Genomic DNA, 19,048 nt, shown 5'->3' with positions numbered 1-19,048 from the left:
TACAAAACAGAACGTCTTATTCCTTAAAGACTACTACAACTATTATTTGAACAAGGTCTCGTTATTATAAGCTTATAACCCGTTTTATTTTGTCACATCGTCTCTCTGACATAGATCTTATCTCTGATTTTTTAAATCTGACAAGTCTGTAAGGGAGTACGCATCATGAACCGCATCTATAAAGTCATCTGGAATGAAGCCTTAAGTTGTTTTACCGCCGTTGGTGAATACGCGAAGGGACGTGGCAAATCTTCCAAATCTAGCGTTAGCTCTAACGCTACCATTAACACAACGTCTAACCTGTCTGTTATCCATACGTTACGTCTGAGCACTATAGCGCTTGGGCTACTAGCTGCTGGCTTTGGCATGCAGGCAAATGCATTGGGTACTTACTTTGTTGGAGACGACCCAACACCTAGAATACATACCAACTCATTCTTTCATCAAACACTAACGGTGCAGGGTGGAGAGACGGTCATTGGCGATCCCAATACCAAAAATATCAGCGTGACTGCCAATAGGCGTGATAAAGCGCTAACGATAAAGCTTGATGAAAATGTCGACTTAGGGACTGATGGCAGTCTCAAAACGGGCGATACCTTAGTCGATAATTCTGGCATTAAGATTACAGCCATAAATCCAGCCAATAGTGTCATTTTGAGCAGTAGTGGCCTAAACAATGGTAATAACAAAATCACCAATGTATCCAATGGTGCTGTGATAGCAGGGAGTAAAGATGCAGTTAATGGCTCGCAGCTATACAGATTGGTCAACATAGTTAAAGACAATAAAACCAAATATTATAGTGTTGACTCAACTGCTATTGGTAACGCAAATAATGATGGTGCAACAGGCTACAATGCGATGGCAATGGGTGGCAATGCAAAGGCGACAGGCAGTCAAACTATTGCTATTGGTAGCTCGGAATCTGGACAACAAACGTTAGCAAGTGGCGAGCAGTCTATTGCTATTGGCGCGAATGTTGTCTCAAAAGGACATTCATCTATTGCTATTGGTGGTGATGATTTAGATGCTGCTGCAAATGTTGATGGTGTTAACGACTTATTCAATGCATATACTGGTAGTGATCTTATAGAGGATCCAAATAATCCATATGGGCATACTGAAGCAGGGGGCGCTGCATCCTTAGCAGTTGGTGTTAAAGCACGGTCCGAAGGTAATCTTTCTACTGCTGTCGGTGTCCGTTCAAGCTCAGTAGGTGCAGCATCCTCTGCTTTTGGTGTGGGGGCGTCAGCAAGTCGAGACGGTTCTGTAGCTTTAGGTGCAGGATCAACTACGCTTAGTGAAGCTACGGAGGAAAAGAACCTTATTATCGGCAACAAGATCTATAATTACGCTGGTGTAACAAGTGATAAAGGAGCACAAGTATCTGTTGGTTCAGTAGAACATGAGCGTCAGATCAAGCACGTTGCTGCTGGAGCAGTCAATACAGACAGTACTGATGCTATCAATGGTAGTCAGCTACACGCTACTAATCAATCTATTGAAGATTTATCAGAAAGCAAGATTACCTTTGCGAGTGATAGAGGAGCTCCCGTGGATCGTAAGCTTGGTGAGACACTTAATATCAAAGGTGGTGCAGAGGCCACTGCTGCTTTAACTACAGGCAACATTGGGGTAGAGTCTGATGCTAGTAATAATACCCTAACTGTAAAGTTAGCTGAAAACGTAGACCTTGGCACTAATGGAAGTGTCAAAATGGGAAGTAGTAGTAGCCTTCCTTATAATTTAGGTCCTGTAACAACTGTTAATAGCCTAGGTGTCTTGACAGGTAATTGGCTAGGCAGTACAGCGGTTACTGGTGCAGGTATTATAGTAAATGGCCCACTAGGTATTCCTAGTACTGCTCTAACCAGTGATGGTCTAACTATTCTGAATGGTCCAAGCATGACCAGATCTGGTGGTATCAATGCTGCCAACAAAAAGATTATCAACGTTGATAACGGTGAAGACCCAAATGACGCTGTCAATGTCAGTCAGCTCAGCAGTGCCTCTGCTGCCGCTAAAACAGAGGTCGCCGCAGGTACTAACGTGGCTGACGTTGTAAAGTCTACAGGTGGTAACGGTCAAGATGTCTATACCGTTAATGCGGATGGTGTGACTGCTTCAGCAGGATCTGCAGCTGTCACAGTAACAGCAGGTGAAAAAGACGAGACGACTAACACGACCGATTATGCTGTTGATTTAAGTGCTGATAGCAAAGCCAGTCTGGTAAAAGCGGACAGTGCCATGCAGACCATTGTTGCTCAAATAGATGGCGTTGATGTCAAAACGCTCAATAAAACGGATAATACGGCTAATTTCCTAACGGGAGATAACATTGTTCTTAATGCTGAGGATGGCGGTATTAAAATCGCTACAAAAGAAGATGTCACTTTCACTAGTGCAAGCTTTGCTAATAGTACAGTTCGTGTGAGTAGTGAAGGTCTTGATAATGGCGGTAATAGAATCATCAATGTAGATGATGGTCAGGGAGATACAGATGCTGTCAATGTTAGACAATTAAATGCAACCAACAATACAGTGGATCTAGGACTGAACTTCACAGGAGACGATACAACCGTTGTCGTCAATCGCAAGTTAGGTCAAACGTTGACACTCCAAGGAGGTGCTACCAACGTAACTGAAAACAATATCGGTGTGATCGCTGATGAAGAGGGCAATCTAAATGTTAGATTGGCTGAAGATGTCATGCTTGGTAAAAACGGTAGCGTGAGAATGGAAAGCACGGTGCTTAACAATGCAGGCGTCACCATCACTGATGGTCCTAATCAGACCATTACGTTAAGCAACGAAGGTCTTGATAATGGTAATAATAGAATTATCAAAGTTGATAAAGGCGTTGCACCAACTGATGCTGTAAACTTTGCACAGCTCACTATGACTAATGATGAAATTGCTAAAGGTATCAAAATTGGTGACGGCAATAGTGCCAATGATCAGCAATTTGCCCTAGGCGATACCATCAATGTCACAGGAGATAACAATCTGTCTACTGTCGCTTCTGCGACTGGCGTCCAAGTGAAACTGAATAATCAGTTAGACCTCGGAGATGATGGCAGTATACAGATAGGCAATAGCATCATGAGCGATGCAGGCTTTACCTTCGTTGGAAGTGGCGTGAATAGAATGGTTTCGCAGGTCTCATTGAGTAGCCGTGGTCTAGATAATGGAGGCAACACCATTCGCAACGTTGGGGAAGGTGTGCTAAATACGGATGCTGTCAATGTTGGGCAGTTAAAAGATGTCGCCATTGCCTTGGATCAAGGTTGGGGCATCACCGCTCAAGGTGATATCGCTACGATGGTAAAACAAGGAGATGCCGTCGACCTCAGTAGTAAAGACGGTAATATCAAGGTATCTAGGAAATCAGTGAGTGATGTCGCTGCTTTCGATAGTAGTCCATCACTACAAGCTGTAGCCATCCCTACCAATGCTAATGACATTAGCTTTGATTTGAACCCAGATATTACTTTGAATAGCGTAACCACTGGTGGTACGGTCATGAATGACGATGGACTGACCATTGCAGGTGGCCTAAGCATCACGAAAAGTGGTATTGATGCCGCTAATACCAAAATTACCAACGTTCAAAATGGGGAAGTTTCGGCAGAAAGCCAGGACGCCATAAACGGTGGTCAGCTTTACGCCCAAGGAGCTGGTATCAGTAGTATTATCGGTGGTGACACTGTTTACAATGCCGAAGATGGTACTTTCACCAACAGCGACATTGGTGGAACGGGTGAAAGCAATATTGATGGTGCGATTGCTTCTATCAGACAAGGCACGATTGAAATTAGTGAAAATGTGCAAATTAACACAGAGAGCATTACCACTAATACAACCAATATCGCGACCAATACGACAAATATTGCTACGAATATCAGCAATATCACGACCAATACCACGAATATCAGAACCAATACGGATAAGCTAAATGCTGGACTCAATTTTGGCGCAGACAGTGGTGCCAATATCAACAAACCAATTGGCGATGATAGTGTCCTAAGCTTTACTGGTGGCAATAACATCACCACCACAGCAGATGGCAGTAGTATTAAGTTTGATCTAAACGGTAATATCAGCGTTGATAGTGTCACAGTTGGGACAACGATTATCAATAGTGAGGGCATCAGTATGCAAGATGGGCCAAGTATGACGTCTCAAGGTCTATATGCTGGTAACCAACGTATGACTGGTGTCGCCGATGGTGTCGAAGCGACAGACGCCGTCAACTATAGTCAGCTTAGCGCGCTTGATAGTCGACTCAATAATAATATGAGCGATCTTGGCTACAAAATCGACGAAGTAGAAGACGATGCAAACGCAGGTATTTCAGCCGCGATGGCAATGTCGGCAATGCCTCAGGCTTATATCGCAGGTAAGTCACTGATTGGTGGCGGTGTCGGTACCTATAACGGAGAAAGTGCTGTAGCAATTGGTTTCTCTAAATTATCTAACGACGGTCGCTGGGTCATTAAGGTAAATGGTTCGGCAGATACTCAAGGAAACGTAGGCGGCGCAGTGGGTGCAGGTTTCCATTTTGACTAACAAAACCTCTCAATTGTAGCTATCGGTAGACTATAAAAAAGCAAGACATCTAATGTTTTGCTTTTTTACGGCTTAAAGATAAACAATTGATGCAGCAATAATGTCGATGAATCAAAATAAGCGCTTGTAAATTGTGTCTCACAAGCGCTTATTATTTATAATTAAGGGCTTCTATATTCTGAACATTGCACCATTCGGTTTCAGTCCAACATAGGCCATACCTGCTTGATTCATCCAGTGAGGTTGAATAATGCCATGCTGCAAAATCGCATGAATATCTCTATGCGCCCTTTCTATCTTATGCTTTTTATATAGGGAGGCTGTGCCTGCGACTGCGTAAATTTCAGATACCATGTCACGAGCTTCTCTTGCGCCTTCACAAGACGCTGCCCATACATCTGCAAGCTGTATATCAGTAAAGGTGTTCTGCTGCTGTGCCTCTTCCCATAGTACCTCGACACTATGATGCAGTTGGGCGCGTTTTGATGCCAGTATTGTTTTGCTCTTAGCAATGGTAGCTTGTACCGTTGCACGGTCGCGTAGATCTGGACTCTTACCAGGCGTTACTCTCTCAAGGCACATATCAACTAAGTCATCCATAGCGGCTTTTAATACGCCTAGCGCCATAGCTGCACAGCCAGCAGCATTGATACAACCAATAGGCAGTCGACTGTAGGCAGTATCGACAGCCACAGGACTATCAAAGTCAACTGCATAAGCCTCTTTGACAAAAGCGTCTTTAACAACGATATCGTGGCTACCTGTGCCATTTAGGCCGCCCACATCCCACGTATCAATGATTTTTACATCTTTCTTGGGAATAAAAAATAGCTTTAAGTTTGCACCTGGGCCAAGGGTCGTAGGAGAGCCTTCGGAGATAACGAGACAACGGAGCACAAACCAGTCAGCCAATTGGCATCCAGAGACGAGTGTCCATTGTCCTGATACCCTATATCCATTATCTACTGTTTGTGCCACGCCTTCAGGCCGTGCGGAATTGGCATAAATATGAGAGGGGTCGCTATATACTTCTTTCATACTGGACTCGTCCAAAAATCGACCGAATGTACAGGCCAAATGGTTGTTCCAAACGATCCAAGCAACGGAGGCCTCAGCACTGGCCAACGTCTCATAAGTTTTTAGCGTTTCTACTGGATTGCCTGCCCATCCTCCTAACGATTTAGGCAGCCCCATTCTAAATAATGCAAATTCTGAAAGTTTATTGGCCACCACGGGTGCAATTTTTCTAGCGCTTTCTGTTTCATCTCTGAACATGATTGCTGATGCATAAATCTTGTTTGCTGCATCCGATGGTAGGGTGGTTATCTTTGCTGAGGATATATCATTCATATTGTTCAACCTTATTGTGATGAATAAGACAGTACTTTTTTCTATAGCTGATAAAGTACAAATTTGAGAGATGACAAATGCTTATATAAAGAATAACCAACAGCTGCCCACCATACAACCGTTAATATGAATATATTAAAAATTATATTGTAAAAATTGAATAAATAGTAATCAATGAGGCAAAGTTAAGCGATAAAGTTAGAGATTAAGCTGCGAAAATATGAAGGTGTGAAGAATAAAGCTAGACCAAATATTAAGTGTTAATTTTAAGTCACTTAATATTTGGCTGAGAAGATAAATATTCTATAAAGATAGGTATCCTATAAAAACTGTCTTAAATTAGGCTTCACGCTTCACGCTTCACGCTTCACGCTTCGGCGCATCAGGTTGCATCATAGGATCGGCATCTGCAAATGCCTTTAGTGTACGGCAATGAGTATCAATGGCGACGATATTGGGATAAGCGCTCAAATCTACTTTGAAGCGGCGAGCAGAAGAGACTTGCGGAATCAAATAACAATCTGCGAGAGTAGGACTGTCCCCATAGCAGAACTGTCCGCGATTGTTATCCGCTGCCAAACGTGTCTCTAAAGCGGCAAAACCTTCACTGATCCAGCGATTGCACCATGCAATCACATCTTTCTCGTCTACTGACAGCTCATTGCGTAGGTACTGTAAAATGCGGCGATTATTAATTGGGTGGATGTCGCAACCAATCATGGCGCTCAGCGCGCGTACCTGCATACGCCCAGCAGCATCGTTAGGTAATAATGGATGCTCAGGGTAGACCTCTTCTAACCACTCCAAGATAGCTGGACTTTGATATAATAGTAAATCGTCAGTCTGTAGGACAGGCACCAGTCCTTGCGGATTAATCGCTTTGAAAGCATATTCTAACTGTTCATCCTGTGCCAGATTGATCGTGATATCATCGTAATCTAAGCCTTTTAGGTTCATAGCGATACGAGTACGGTAAGACGTGCTACTACGAAAGTAGCCATAAAGTGTCATCATGATTCATGTCCTTATATTGATGTGTTTTTATAAAGATAAATATTATGAAGTAGGGGCTGTATCTTAGTGATATTTGATCGGGTAAACCCTTATTGAACAAACCACTAACAAGCAAACCATCATTAAAAATAACCAAGCACACCAGAATCGAGCAAATCATGCCAGCAGACAAAACCCTTGTAGACAGTTCTATCAGCAGTAAAAACCAAAGTGGGGTTCAGTCGCTTGAGATTGGGCTGTCGATACTCGATGTGCTGATCGACCGCAATGAGCCTATGATGTTAAAAGATATCGCTGAAGCCATGCAAATGCATCCAGCAAAATCCCATCGTTACTTGGTCAGCCTCATCCGCAAAAACTACGCGCGTAAGCTTGATGATGGGCGCTATGGGCTTGGCGATAGAGTCAATGCATTGGCATCACTAGGACATACTGGACTCAACCAAAACAATCTTTTGGCACGTCTCACGCAAGTGGCTGATGAAATCAAAGACACCTTAAATTGCGGTGTGCAAATTGCCAAATGGTTTAGCGAAGGCCCTATTATTATTCAGTCCGTTGAGCCAGACAGTCCGATTAGTATCATTACTCGCATCGGCTCACGTATGCCTCTGACGACATCGGCCACAGGGCAGTTATTTGCCAGTTATCAACCTGATGCCGTCATTCAGCCATTGGTCACAGCTGAATGGCATACGAGTAATACCGCCGCAGATATGGCCGAGAAGTGGCAGCACTTTACCCAGCTACAGGCCAAAATTCGTACTCAAGGCTATGCGACAGTGACGGGCGATATGCTTATGGGGATTAACGCCATTACGATTCCTGTTATATTGCCACAGCTTGCCAATAGTGCTACTAAACCATCCACGAGTAGTGAAAAAACTGATAGTGAAGATTTACCGCTAGAATATGCTATCACTATCATTGGAACAACAGAGCAGTTACCGATGAGCGAGCAACATAACGTGGTTAAGCAAATACTGGCGATAGCACAGCGTTATCAAATTGCCTAGTCAGTATGTGGTGCTATAAGCTAGGGCGTGCCTTCAATTCATCCTTTAAACCATACAGGCGCTACTGGCCGCTTTTGCTTTTTCGTATACGTTATCAGCGTCTAGACCAGTTGCATTTACTTCATCTAGGTAATGCTGAGAGCCCTCCATTAATGGGCCTCTCCAATCTGGGTCGTTGAGTGGATCAGGAATATCAATCATAATATCGCCTTTTTCTTTGGCAGCGGCCATTGCTTTGGCATTGCTGACGTCAAATACTTTAGAGATATGCGCTGCCAGCTCTGCGCCAGAATTATCATCAATCACTTTTTTGAGGTCATCAGGCAAGCTGTTGTATTTCTCTTTGTTCATGCTAATCACAAAGGTGGAATTATAAAAAGGAATGTTGGTGTGCGTATTGATCAGCTCATCAAGGCGAAACGCTTGAATGGGTTGCCAAGTAAAGCTGAGCCCGTCAATGACACCGCGCTGCAGAGAGGTATAGGTATCACTGGCAGGCATGCCAACAGGTGCAGCACCAGTGGCTTCGATAATGTGGCTAGCAACCGCAGAAGGTTGGCGAATACGGAGACCTTTCATATCAGCTGGCGTGCGAATCGGCTTATCAACCGTATGAAGCGCGCCTTGTCCAGTCCCTATCAAAGCGAGCAAATGCGTGTCTTCATACTCATCTTTAATGACACCATCATCATATAGCTTATGAAGTATACAGCTCTGCTGCTGTGCGGTATTTGTGATACCTGGCAACTCTACAATTTGCGTTAAAGGAAAACGTCCTGCTGTATATCCTTGCGCTTGCATACCAATATCCACACTACCTTTCGCCGTAGCGTCATAGGTAGCACCTGGTTTGCTGAGCGTTGCAGAAGGGTAGATCTCAATCTTTAAGCGACCTTTTGAATCTGCTTCAATTTTCTTTGCCCATGGCTCTAACGCTTCGGTATTTATATTGTCAGTGGCAGTCATGAAATGCGAGAACCGCAACGTTGTCACTTTACCTGCATCTGTAGACGCGCCTGCTGCTTGGTCGTTATTGGAGCAGCCAGTTATCGAAATTGAGGCGGCTAAGAGTATTCCTAGAGGGGTTCTTATTTTCATCATAGAATCCTTTCATGATGGTTAGATAGGGTTCGCTATTTATTGATACCTAGGGTATGTCGTCAATTAGCACTTCTATGATTAAAGTGATGATTAACTGATCATGTAAAAAGGTAGTAAACAGAATGACAGGAGAGTTACTCGCCGACAGGAGCAGCCTCGCGTGCTTCAGCCAACTCATCACTATGCAAAAACTGCGTGTGTGCTGGTGCGCGTTTGGTACGAGACCATTCATCTAACATGTCTTGCTTAATGGCATCTGTAATCATCGATACTTTGTCTTCTGAAGTTGGATCGTCATAGGTCAGCTCTAGACGATGACCGTTGGGATCAAAGAAGTAAATCGAGTGGAATATACCGTGATTGGTCACGCCAATGACATCAATGCCTGCATTTTCTAAATGCTCTTTGGCAACAATAAGCTCGTCACGGTCCTTAACCTTTAGCGCCAAATGCTGCACCCAGCTTGGGGTATTAGGATCAAAGCCCATCTCAGGTTGATTGGGTACTTCAAAAAACGCTAAGACATTTCCATTACCAGCGTCCAAAAAGACGTGCATATAAGGGTCAAAGGCTTTGGTCGAAGGCACATGATCTTCTGCGAATGCCAGAATAAAATCCATATTTAGATTCTTTTTATACCATTCGACGGTTTCTTTGGCATCTTTGCAGCGATAAGCCACATGATGGATTTTCTCAATTTGAAAGCTCATATCAAACTCCTTTTGATAAGGCGCGTCACTCATTTGGCTGTATTCACATAACGATGAGTAGGTGAATGCATTTGTCTTCCTATCAGCCTGCATGAGAGTTTTCACGCCTATTTTGCTATTTCTCTATCTATGTTATTTCTTAAATACTATTTATCAAAATCAAAGCTCAGTGCTGGTAATACCTTGCCGCGTACTTCACCAAAGCCAACACGGATGCCGTCTTTTTCGCTATAGCCTTTCATAATGACTGTGTCACCATCTTCGATAAAGCTGCGTGTTTCGCCACCTTCAAGCGTGACTGGTTTGGTAGCATTCCAAGCAATCTCTAGCATCGAGCCATAAGAATCAGGCGTTGGTCCTGAAATCGTGCCTGAACCCATCATGTCACCGACTTCAACTTTGCAGCCAGTGATGGTGTGGTGGGTAAGCTGCTGTGCCATTGACCAATACATGTATTTGAAGTTGGTCTCACAAATGATGGTCGCTGTTTCCGCATTTTTAGGTAGTAATTCAACCGATAGATTGATGTCAAAGCTGTTGTCGCTCGATTTTTCATTTAAATAAGCGAGTGGCTTGGGTTCTTGTGTTGGACAAGCTGTTTTGAACGGAGCCAACGCATCCATGGTGACAATCCAAGGAGAAACCTCGGAGGCAAAGGTCTTAGCATTAAATGGACCTAAAGGCACGTATTCCCATTTTTGGATATCTCGTGCTGACCAGTCATTGAGCAACACCATGCCAAAAATATGATCAGCGGCATCATCTACGGCGATTGGCTGACCGATATGATTGCCTTTACCAACGACAAATGCGGTCTCTAGCTCAAAATCCAAGCGCTTACAGGCAGAGAAGATAGGGCGGTCGTCAGGGCTAGGCTTTAGCTGACCGGATGGACGCACGATATCAGTTCCACTGACGATGACGGTGCTGGCGCGTCCGTTATAGCCGACAGGCATTTCGGTCCAATTAGGTAGCAGGGCGTTGTTTGGATCGCGGAACATGGTGCCGACGTTGGTCGCGTGCTCTTTCGATGAGTAAAAATCGGTAAAGCCCGGTACTTGCACTGGCAAATGCATGGTGACGTCTGCTTGCTTAAACAGGACTTTGTTCTGTAAGTCTGCATTGTCACGTAGGGTGTCATTGTCGCTAGACAGCAGTGTCTGAATCGTCGTACGTGCTTGCGTCCAATTGTCTCGACCAGAATCAATAAAAGCATTTAGAGTGGACTGGTCAAAATACGGACCACCGTTCAAACTTAATAATCCTTCGGCTTCGAGTACAGATAGATCCAGTACATGCTCACCGATGGCAACGCCTGCACGGCGCTTGCTATCACTAGCAGCGTCTTTGGTTTCACTAAAGATGCCATAAGGGAGATTGTGAATAGAAAAGTCAGAGTCAGCAGCGATATCAATAAAAGAGGTGAGGGTGCTGTCAGTCGTTGACATGATTTGCTCCTTGCTAATATAAATTACGAATTACGTTATAATTAATCACTTACGTATAATGTAATTTATTGATATATGGATTGCAAGTTTTTTCTGCAACGTCTTTTGTGAAAAGGCTGCTTTGAAAAGTTGTTGCCGTTGTTTGACTAAAGGGTTTTAGCTAAACGGTTCTGACTAGATGGTTTTGATTAAATGCCATGCACAAAAAAAGGCCGAGCAATCGCTCAGCCTCTTCTATTCACGTCTATATTTTGTCAAGTTACATATCAAGTAACCTATTAAGTAAGTTGGCTCAATCAGTCTTTTAGGACATCTGCCATGGCATTTGCTACATAGTCGATGTTACTGGTGTTCAGGCCAGCCACACACATACGTGAGTTAGAGACCATATAAACACCAAACTCGCTTTGTAGGCGCTCAACTTGCTCAGGTGTGAGACCTGTGAAGCTAAACATACCGTTTTGACGAGTAATGTAGTCAAAGTTACGGTTAGGGATTTTGGCCTCTAATACTGATTTTAGCTTTAGGCGCATGGCTTTGATACGGTCGCGCATCGCATAAACTTCGCCAACCCACTGCTCATGTAGTGCTTCATCATTCATGACAATATCGACCACACGTCCACCATGTGACGGCGGGCTTGAGTAGATACGGCGTACGGTTGCGTTTAGCTGACCGAATACGCGCTCGGTTTCGTCTACGGTTGGGCAGACGACTGATAGGCCGCCGACGCGCTCGCCGTATAGCGACAAGTTTTTAGAGAATGAGTTGCTAACAAACAATGGGAGGCCCATCTCAACTGCTTTACGAATAGCGTAAGCGTCGCTGTCCATGTCTTCGCCAAACCCTTGATAAGCGATGTCCATGAATGGAATCAGCTCACGCGCCTTCACGACGTTGAGTACAGTGTCCCATTGCGCTTGAGTCAAATCCATACCGGTTGGGTTATGGCAGCATGGGTGTAGCAAAATAACGTCATTTTTGTTTAATGTCTCAAAAAACGCAATCATTTCATCAAATTTGATGCTGCTGTTGGCTTTGTCGTAGTACGGGTATTTACCGACTTCTACATCAGAGCCTTCAAAGATAGCAATATGGTTGCCCCATGTCGGATCGCTCACATAGCACTTAGCTTGTGGGAACCAGTCATGAATAAATTCAGCACCAACTTTTAGCGCGCCAGAACCACCGATGGTGGCGATAGTAGCGACCAAGCCGTCTTTTAAAATCTGAGCGTCTTTACCAAATAGTAATTCCTGACAGCCTTTGCGGTGGCCTGGTAGGCCTGCCATTGGCAGGTATGGACGCGGTGCGATAGGATCAGCAATACGCTCTTCGGCTGTTTTTACACAGTCGAGTACAGGCAATACGCCATTCTTATCATAATAAATACCAATGCCTAAATTGACCTTGTTAGGATTGCTATCTGCTGAGTATTTTTCCATAAGACCTAAAATTGGATCACCAGCGTAATAATCGATACGTTCAAACATGCCATTTCCTTATAAAAATATAAATCGAGCAGCCGAAAATCATAGAGCAAATCGCGGCTGAACTCAACACGAGAGTGAGTTATATGAGGCAATTAATAAAATAAATAGCCAAATAGATTGTTTATCCATCTATCAAGCGCATTTGAGCCGATATACATCATTTGGTAGACGATGATTCAGAGTGATGTAGGTCGTTATAATGAGTCGCAAAATACGTTTGCAGAAACTGTTTAAAGGCAATCGTCGCCGGAGACAGCGCCCGTGAGGCACGCTGATAGATAAAGAACTGCCGCATTTTGACCGGTTGTGTGAGCGGGCGCATCAGTAGACCATTCGCACTGACCCAGTCAATCACCTCAGGCATGTAGGGTAGGCATAAGGTAATGCCAAAACCTTGGCGCGTCATCTCAAGCGCGGTGGACATAAAGTTCACCTTGTAGCGGGCCTGTTGAACGTGAGCGGAGATAGAATCATCGAGCTCTGCGGTTACTTGCTCAAGGAACGGACCTTGTAAGGTAATCAGCGGCGTTTCTAATAAATCTTGCCAAGTAATTTCGTCTCTTTTTGCTAACGGATGGCTGTCTGGCATAACCACACAAAATGGTAGCTGATATAACAAGTCAGCCCTGATATCATCTTCAGTTTCTATAAAACCAAGCTCAGTACCCACCCCTAAATCGACTTCGATATCCTGAATATGCTTGAGCAAATTCTCTGCTGAACAGTCCAATAGTGAAACGCCGATATTTGGATATTCTTTGGCGAACTGGGCGATGACTGCAGGTAGGGAGGACGCCGCGAACTGAGAAACAGCCAAGCGCACCTGACCTTGGGCTAAGCTGGTCAAGCTACTCGCTTCATTTTCAAATAGCTGCATCTCGTTCAAGATCCGCCGCGCTTGTGGGAGTAGATGCCGTCCGACTGCTGACAAAGACAACTGACGAGTGGTACGATCAAACAGCACGATACCGAGGCCAGATTCTAATTCTTTAATCAATCCGCTGACAGCAGATTGAGTCAAATACATCTGTTCGCTGGCACGAGTAAAACTGCCGTTGTCAGCGACTTTGATAAAGGCGATCAATTGGCGAATGCTGATATTCATAAGTAAACCTGATAAATAAATCATAAAAAACAATTAGTCTTATAAATAAAGCTAATCTAATATAAATACAACGTCAACAATAAAGATTGATTATCAATCGTTTTATGGACTTTTACTATTAATCGACTTTTACTACTCATCGATTTTCTATTACCAATTGAAATTAAGGATAATTACAATGGCAGATTTATTTGACAACCCAATGGGACTAAATGGATTTGATTTTGTCGAGTTCGCCTCTCCGCAGCCTGATGCAGTCGACGCATTGTTTAAGCAGCTTGGTTTTGCCCATGTCGCCAATCACCGTTCGAAAGACGTTGCGCTATATCGCCAAGGTGATATCAACCTTATCCTAAACCGCGAGCCAAAAAGCCAAGCCAGTTACTTCGTTGAAGAGCATGGCGCAGGTGCTTGTAGCATGGGCTTTCGGGTAAAAGATGCCAAAAAAGCGTATGAGCGTGCGGTTGAAATGGGCGCACAGCCAGTAGACGTGCCAACTGGGGTGATGGAGCTTAGGTTGCCTGCTATCAAAGGCATTGGCGGCTCATTAATCTATTTGATTGACCGTTATAAAGATGGCGAATCTATCTATGATGTCGACTTTGAGTTCTTTGCGGATATCGATAGAAACCCTGTCGGCTATGGCTTCAAAGTCATCGACCATTTAACGCACAACGTCTATCGTGGGCGCATGGCGTACTGGGCAAAGTTCTATGAGCGCATCTTTAATTTCCGTGAAATCCGTTTCTTTGATATTAAGGGTGAGTATACAGGATTGACCAGTAAAGCCATGACAGCACCTGATGGCAAAATCCGTATTCCATTGAATGAAGAAGCCAAGCAAGGCGGTGGACAGATCGAAGAGTACCTAATGCACTTTAATGGTGAAGGTATTCAGCACATTGCTCTGGCCAGTGATGACTTGTTTGCCAGTATCGATAAGCTAAAAGCGGCTGGTATGCCGTTGATGACTGCACCAAATGCCGCTTATTATGAAATGCTGAGCGAGCGCTTACCGAACCATGGTGAAAATGTGGCTGAATTGCAGATGCGCGGTATCTTATTAGATGGCACGACAGAAGGCGGTGCACCGCGTCTGCTACTACAGATTTTCTCTGAAACCATTTTGGGTAGCCCAGTGTTCTTTGAGTTCATTCAGCGTAAAGGCGATTACGCAGACGGTTTTGGTGAAGGTAACTTTAAAGCATTGTTTGAATCGATAGAGCGCGACCAAGTACGTCGCGGCACGGTCGGTCAGCCAGAGACTGAAACGCTATAAAACCATTTAATGCCTAAACCACATCTAACAAATGGACAAGACAAAAGGACTTTGTATTGTCCTTAATAAGTGCATTACCTAACAGCACGACTGCAAAGATAATGCTCTCATTGCGATAAAAGGAACACAGGCATGGAACGCCTCTCACAGATAGATTCTCCTAATATAGCCATCGGTGCCAATAGCTCTGTAGCCAATCAGCAGGGCAACGATGAATCTACTCATCACAATGCGACCGATAAAAAACAGCCTTACATCTCCCATCAACCTGATGCAAACGGTCATATTCATTATACTGATGATGAAAACGCAATGTGGCAAGCATTATTGGCGCGTCAAGCAGAGCAAACGCCCAATCGTGCGTGTACTGCATATCTAGAAGGTTTGACTAAGTTAAATTTACCGACGACGCATATCCCGCAGCTGCATGATATCGATGAGGTATTACAAGCGACCACAGGTTGGCAGACCGCCGCTGTCCCTGCATTAATCAGCTTTGGTAAATTTTTTAAATTGCTGGCCAATAAGTCCTTTCCTGTGGCGACCTTTATTCGTCGATTCGATGATATGGACTATATTGAAGAGCCTGATATTTTCCATGAAATCGTTGGGCATTGTCCGCTATTGACCCATCCTGCGTTTGCGGCTTTTAATGAGACGTATGGCAAGCTTGGTTTGAGTGCGACCAAAGAAGAACGCTGGTTTTTAGCACGACTGTATTGGTTCACTATTGAGTTTGGATTGGTCGGCAGTCGCGTAGAAAATCGTAGAATCTATGGCGGCGGTATATTGAGCTCACCTTCTGAAACGATCTACGCACTTGATCATACAGCACAAGAGCAATCAAACCTTCAATATACAACACAGCATCAGCCTAAACCGCAACCTGAACATCGAGCGTTTGATTTGCTTGATGTGTTGCGTACGCCTTATCGTATTGATCAGATACAGCCGATCTACTATGTCATTGATGAATTAGATACCTTATTTGATATAGTCAATAGTGACATTATGGGTACGGTCAAAAAAGCTATGTCGCTTGGACTATTTGAACCGACCTATCCAGAAAAAACTCGTTAAAAACGTCAATTCAAAATTAAACGTGAAAATCATCACTTCAGTACAAAGTATTGAGATAGCAATACAGCTATATCAACATGAACGTACGAGTATTAGAAACTAGCTATCAAAACAACCATTAAAAACTGACATCGAAAACAGCCACTATAAAAGGATTTTATTATGACAGCGTTATCACAAAACAGCTGCGAAGCTTGCCGCATTGGCGCACCGAAAGTCGATGAAGCCGAAGCAAAAGAATTATTACCGCAAATTCCTGATTGGTCACTAATTGAGGTGGATGGTATTCAGCAATTGCAGCGTCAGTACAAATTTAAAAACTTCGTCTCAGCAATGGCATTTGCCAATCAACTGGCAGAAATCGCTGAAGCAGAAGGACATCATCCGGGTATATTGGTAGAGTGGGGTAAGGCTACGGTCACTTGGTGGTCGCATAGTATCAAGGGTTTGCATCGCAATGATTTTGTCATGGCAGCTAAGACCGATGACTTACTGGGTAAGTAATAAGTTGCTTCATTAGCAAATCACTTTAACCGTACTTCTACCATTAAAATTAAAATCAAACCCAATTTAGTGCCAGTATTTACTGGCATTTTAAGGATGTGTCATGCCACCAAAACCCCTCACATTAATCAGTGCCAAGCTCGCCTTTATCATATCCGCCATCGTCATCGGTATCATGGGTATCACCATGATCGGCTTTGGCTGGGTGCCGCATTTGTCTCTTATATTGGCCATCTGTGTACTACTGGCTATTGGTATATATAAAGGACTCAGCTTTGATGACATGCAAGCGCAAATGGCCTCAGGTGTCATGCGTGGTATCGGTGCCATCTACCTATTCTTCTTTATTGGACTGATGGTTGCGGCTTTGATGATGTCAGGGGCGATTCCTACACTGATGTATGTAGGTTTTCAGCTTATCTCACCTGAGTACTACTATATCTCTGCCTTTATCTTGACGTCCATTATTGGTATTGCCTTGGGCAGTAGTTTGACGACTGCAGCTACCTTGGGTGTGGCCTTTATTGGGATGAGTAATGCCTTTGATGCCAATGTGGCGATAGCAGCAGGAGCGGTAGTATCAGGCGCGTTCTTCGGTGATAAGATGTCGCCATTGTCTGATACTTGTACGATTGCGTCCTCTGTCGTTGGTATCGATCTGTTTGAGCACATTCGTAATATGATGTATACGACAGTCCCTGCGTGGATACTGACGGTGATACTGTTTTGGATGTTCTCAGGACAGACGACCAGTGCTGATCTGAGTCAAGTGACTATATTGCAAGGACAACTGATAGACAGTGGGTTGGTACATGGGTATTCGGTATTACCCTTTGTGGTATTAGTCGGATTGGCACTGTTTCGGGTTAATGCGATTTATACGATTATCTGTACTATAGCAGTGGCACTTATCATTACTTATGTACACAGTTCACCAAGCTTTGGACAATTGGGTGGTTATCTGTTTGCAGGCTATGCCCCTGCTGAGTCATTAGAGCTAGGTGAGGTAGGTGGTATGCTGTCGCGCGGCGGTGTACAGAGTATGTTCTTTACGCAGGCGATTGTGATACTGGCATTAAGCTTAGGTGGTCTATTGACGGCACTGGGGATTCTGCCTGCACTGCTATCTGGTATTAAAGACACATTGACAACATCAGGACGAGCGATATTTGCGGCAGCGATGTCGGCACTAAGCATTAACGTGCTAATCGGTGAGCAGTACTTGAGTATTCTATTATCAGGTACGGCATTTCGGTCGACGTTTGAGCGTCTACAATTACATCCAAAGAATTTGTCTCGGACGATTGAGGATGCGGGGACGGTGATTAATCCATTGGTGCCTTGGAGTGTGTGCGGGGTGTTTATCAGTCAGGCGCTAGGGGTGCCGGTATTAGACTACTTGCCTTATGCGTTCTTCTGTTATTTGTCATTGCTATTGACGCTACTATTCGGGTTCACTGGGGTGACGATTAGTCGGGTTAAAGAAGGTAATATGAAGACCGCTGAATTGTGATAAACAGTAGGCTATAAAAAAGGAGGGGCTAATCTTAGCCCCTCCTTTTTTGCTTTGAAATACGTATTTACTGATCTTCCGTTTGCGCATCCTGACTTTTGACGATTTTATGCTGATCTTCTGTGCTATCGACTTTCCAGTAGCTAGAAACATATAAATGCGTCTTTGGTATTGCGCACTCAACTTTGAAGTACTGGCGCAGTGCGCGCATACTATGAAATTCACACGCAGCCCAAACGGCAGGTTGACCATCGAGCCAGTTCAATGATTTAACACAGTCCAGTAAAGGGCTATCGTCTGCATTTGGATGCGCATTAATCACCCAATGTATCTCGACGTTCTCTGGTTTTTTGAGCGTCTGACGATCTGCCTCAGTCGTCAATTCAAGTACTGCGTAACCATGAGCCTCAGTAGGCAACTGGGCTAAGTTGACCGTAATCGCTGGTAGCGCGGTCATATCACCGACTAATAAAAACCAATCTGCTTCATCGTTAATGAGCTTTTTTGGCCCTGGACCACCTATCAGAATTTGATCGCCGACTTGCGCATTTCGTGCCCATGCCGATGCAGGTCCTTCCGTCTCATGTAAAGCAAAATCAACATCTATTGCGTCATCACGTTGCACGCTCACCGTATAAGTACGCATCAGTGGGCGACTATCTGCATCTTGAGGGAACATCAGTTTGATATAAGCACTTTCTTGATCGATAGGAAAATCAACCATGTCAGCACCGCCAAGCGTGACACGGCACATATTTGGCGTAATGTATCTAGTGCCAATAACTTCTAGTACTCTTGGAGTAGGTTTTGCCATATTGTGCTTTCCTTCTAACAACGGGTTAGCTTACTAATAGAACCAACCC

At 44.1% G+C, this 19,048-nt stretch carries 14 protein-coding genes; 6 read left to right on the top strand and 8 right to left on the bottom strand.

The window, feature by feature from the left end; all coding sequences use genetic code 11:
• The first annotated feature begins 165 nt into the window (after nt 1–165).
• Nucleotides 166–4,572, top strand: coding sequence for a YadA-like family protein (locus CXF62_RS02270; RefSeq protein WP_102092732.1), 4,407 nt, complete (start codon nt 166–168; stop codon nt 4,570–4,572).
• Between the two features lie 171 nt (nt 4,573–4,743).
• Here CXF62_RS02270 and CXF62_RS02265 read toward each other — a convergent pair whose 3' ends face one another.
• The gene (locus CXF62_RS02265) at nt 4,744–5,922 is read right to left on the bottom strand and encodes an acyl-CoA dehydrogenase family protein (protein WP_102092731.1); all 1,179 of its coding nucleotides are present in this window, start codon (nt 5,920–5,922) and stop codon (nt 4,744–4,746) included.
• Between the two features lie 360 nt (nt 5,923–6,282).
• Entirely contained in the window at nt 6,283–6,933 is a 651-nt protein-coding gene (gene maiA, locus CXF62_RS02260; protein WP_197707685.1) for a maleylacetoacetate isomerase, read from the bottom strand.
• Nucleotides 6,934–7,094: 161 nt separating this feature from the next.
• On the opposite strand from maiA, the gene CXF62_RS02255 reads away from it, so the two are divergent.
• Nucleotides 7,095–7,952, top strand: coding sequence for an IclR family transcriptional regulator (locus tag CXF62_RS02255; protein WP_101204477.1), 858 nt, complete (start codon nt 7,095–7,097; stop codon nt 7,950–7,952).
• A gap of 45 nt (nt 7,953–7,997) precedes the next feature.
• Here CXF62_RS02255 and CXF62_RS02250 read toward each other — a convergent pair whose 3' ends face one another.
• The 5 genes from CXF62_RS02250 to CXF62_RS02230 form a co-directional block, all read right to left on the bottom strand.
• Complete coding sequence (locus tag CXF62_RS02250; protein WP_102092729.1) at nt 7,998–9,050, bottom strand: TRAP transporter substrate-binding protein; 1,053 nt, start codon at nt 9,048–9,050, stop codon at nt 7,998–8,000.
• Between the two features lie 137 nt (nt 9,051–9,187).
• The gene (locus CXF62_RS02245) at nt 9,188–9,763 is read right to left on the bottom strand and encodes a VOC family protein (protein WP_101204479.1); all 576 of its coding nucleotides are present in this window, start codon (nt 9,761–9,763) and stop codon (nt 9,188–9,190) included.
• Nucleotides 9,764–9,909: 146 nt separating this feature from the next.
• Nucleotides 9,910–11,211 (bottom strand): fumarylacetoacetase, encoded by a 1,302-nt coding sequence (fahA, locus tag CXF62_RS02240; protein ID WP_102092728.1) that lies wholly within the window; start codon nt 11,209–11,211, stop codon nt 9,910–9,912.
• Between the two features lie 296 nt (nt 11,212–11,507).
• Nucleotides 11,508–12,704 carry an amino acid aminotransferase gene (locus tag CXF62_RS02235; protein WP_102092727.1) on the bottom strand — a complete coding sequence of 399 codons (1,197 nt, stop codon included), beginning with the start codon at nt 12,702–12,704 and terminating at the stop codon, nt 11,508–11,510.
• Nucleotides 12,705–12,861: 157 nt separating this feature from the next.
• Nucleotides 12,862–13,809, bottom strand: a complete 948-nt coding sequence (locus tag CXF62_RS02230; protein WP_102092745.1) for a LysR family transcriptional regulator — start codon at nt 13,807–13,809, stop codon at nt 12,862–12,864.
• A gap of 178 nt (nt 13,810–13,987) precedes the next feature.
• Here CXF62_RS02230 and hppD point away from each other — a divergent pair, with 178 nt between their 5' ends.
• The 4 genes from hppD to CXF62_RS02210 all read left to right on the top strand — a co-directional run bounded on the left by hppD (nt 13,988) and on the right by CXF62_RS02210 (nt 18,185).
• Nucleotides 13,988–15,088 carry a 4-hydroxyphenylpyruvate dioxygenase gene (gene hppD / locus CXF62_RS02225; protein WP_102092726.1) on the top strand — a complete coding sequence of 367 codons (1,101 nt, stop codon included), beginning with the start codon at nt 13,988–13,990 and terminating at the stop codon, nt 15,086–15,088.
• A gap of 132 nt (nt 15,089–15,220) precedes the next feature.
• Nucleotides 15,221–16,168 carry a phenylalanine 4-monooxygenase gene (gene phhA / locus CXF62_RS02220; protein ID WP_102092725.1) on the top strand — a complete coding sequence of 316 codons (948 nt, stop codon included), beginning with the start codon at nt 15,221–15,223 and terminating at the stop codon, nt 16,166–16,168.
• A gap of 162 nt (nt 16,169–16,330) precedes the next feature.
• Nucleotides 16,331–16,672: a 4a-hydroxytetrahydrobiopterin dehydratase gene (locus CXF62_RS02215; RefSeq protein ID WP_102092724.1), complete on the top strand. Its 342-nt coding sequence runs from the start codon at nt 16,331–16,333 to the stop codon at nt 16,670–16,672.
• 103 nt (nt 16,673–16,775) lie between these two features.
• On the top strand, nt 16,776–18,185 hold the full coding sequence (locus CXF62_RS02210; protein WP_102092723.1) for a Na+/H+ antiporter NhaC family protein: 1,410 nt from the start codon (nt 16,776–16,778) through the stop codon (nt 18,183–18,185).
• A gap of 67 nt (nt 18,186–18,252) precedes the next feature.
• Here the strand turns inward: CXF62_RS02210 and CXF62_RS02205 are convergent, their stop codons facing one another.
• Nucleotides 18,253–18,999 (bottom strand): siderophore-interacting protein, encoded by a 747-nt coding sequence (locus CXF62_RS02205; protein WP_102092722.1) that lies wholly within the window; start codon nt 18,997–18,999, stop codon nt 18,253–18,255.
• Nucleotides 19,000–19,048 lie beyond the last annotated feature (49 nt).

Source organism: Psychrobacter sp. MES7-P7E (assembly GCF_002863645.1).
Lineage (GTDB): Bacteria > Pseudomonadota > Gammaproteobacteria > Pseudomonadales > Moraxellaceae > Psychrobacter.
This window is presented reverse-complemented; position numbering and strand designations above follow the sequence as displayed.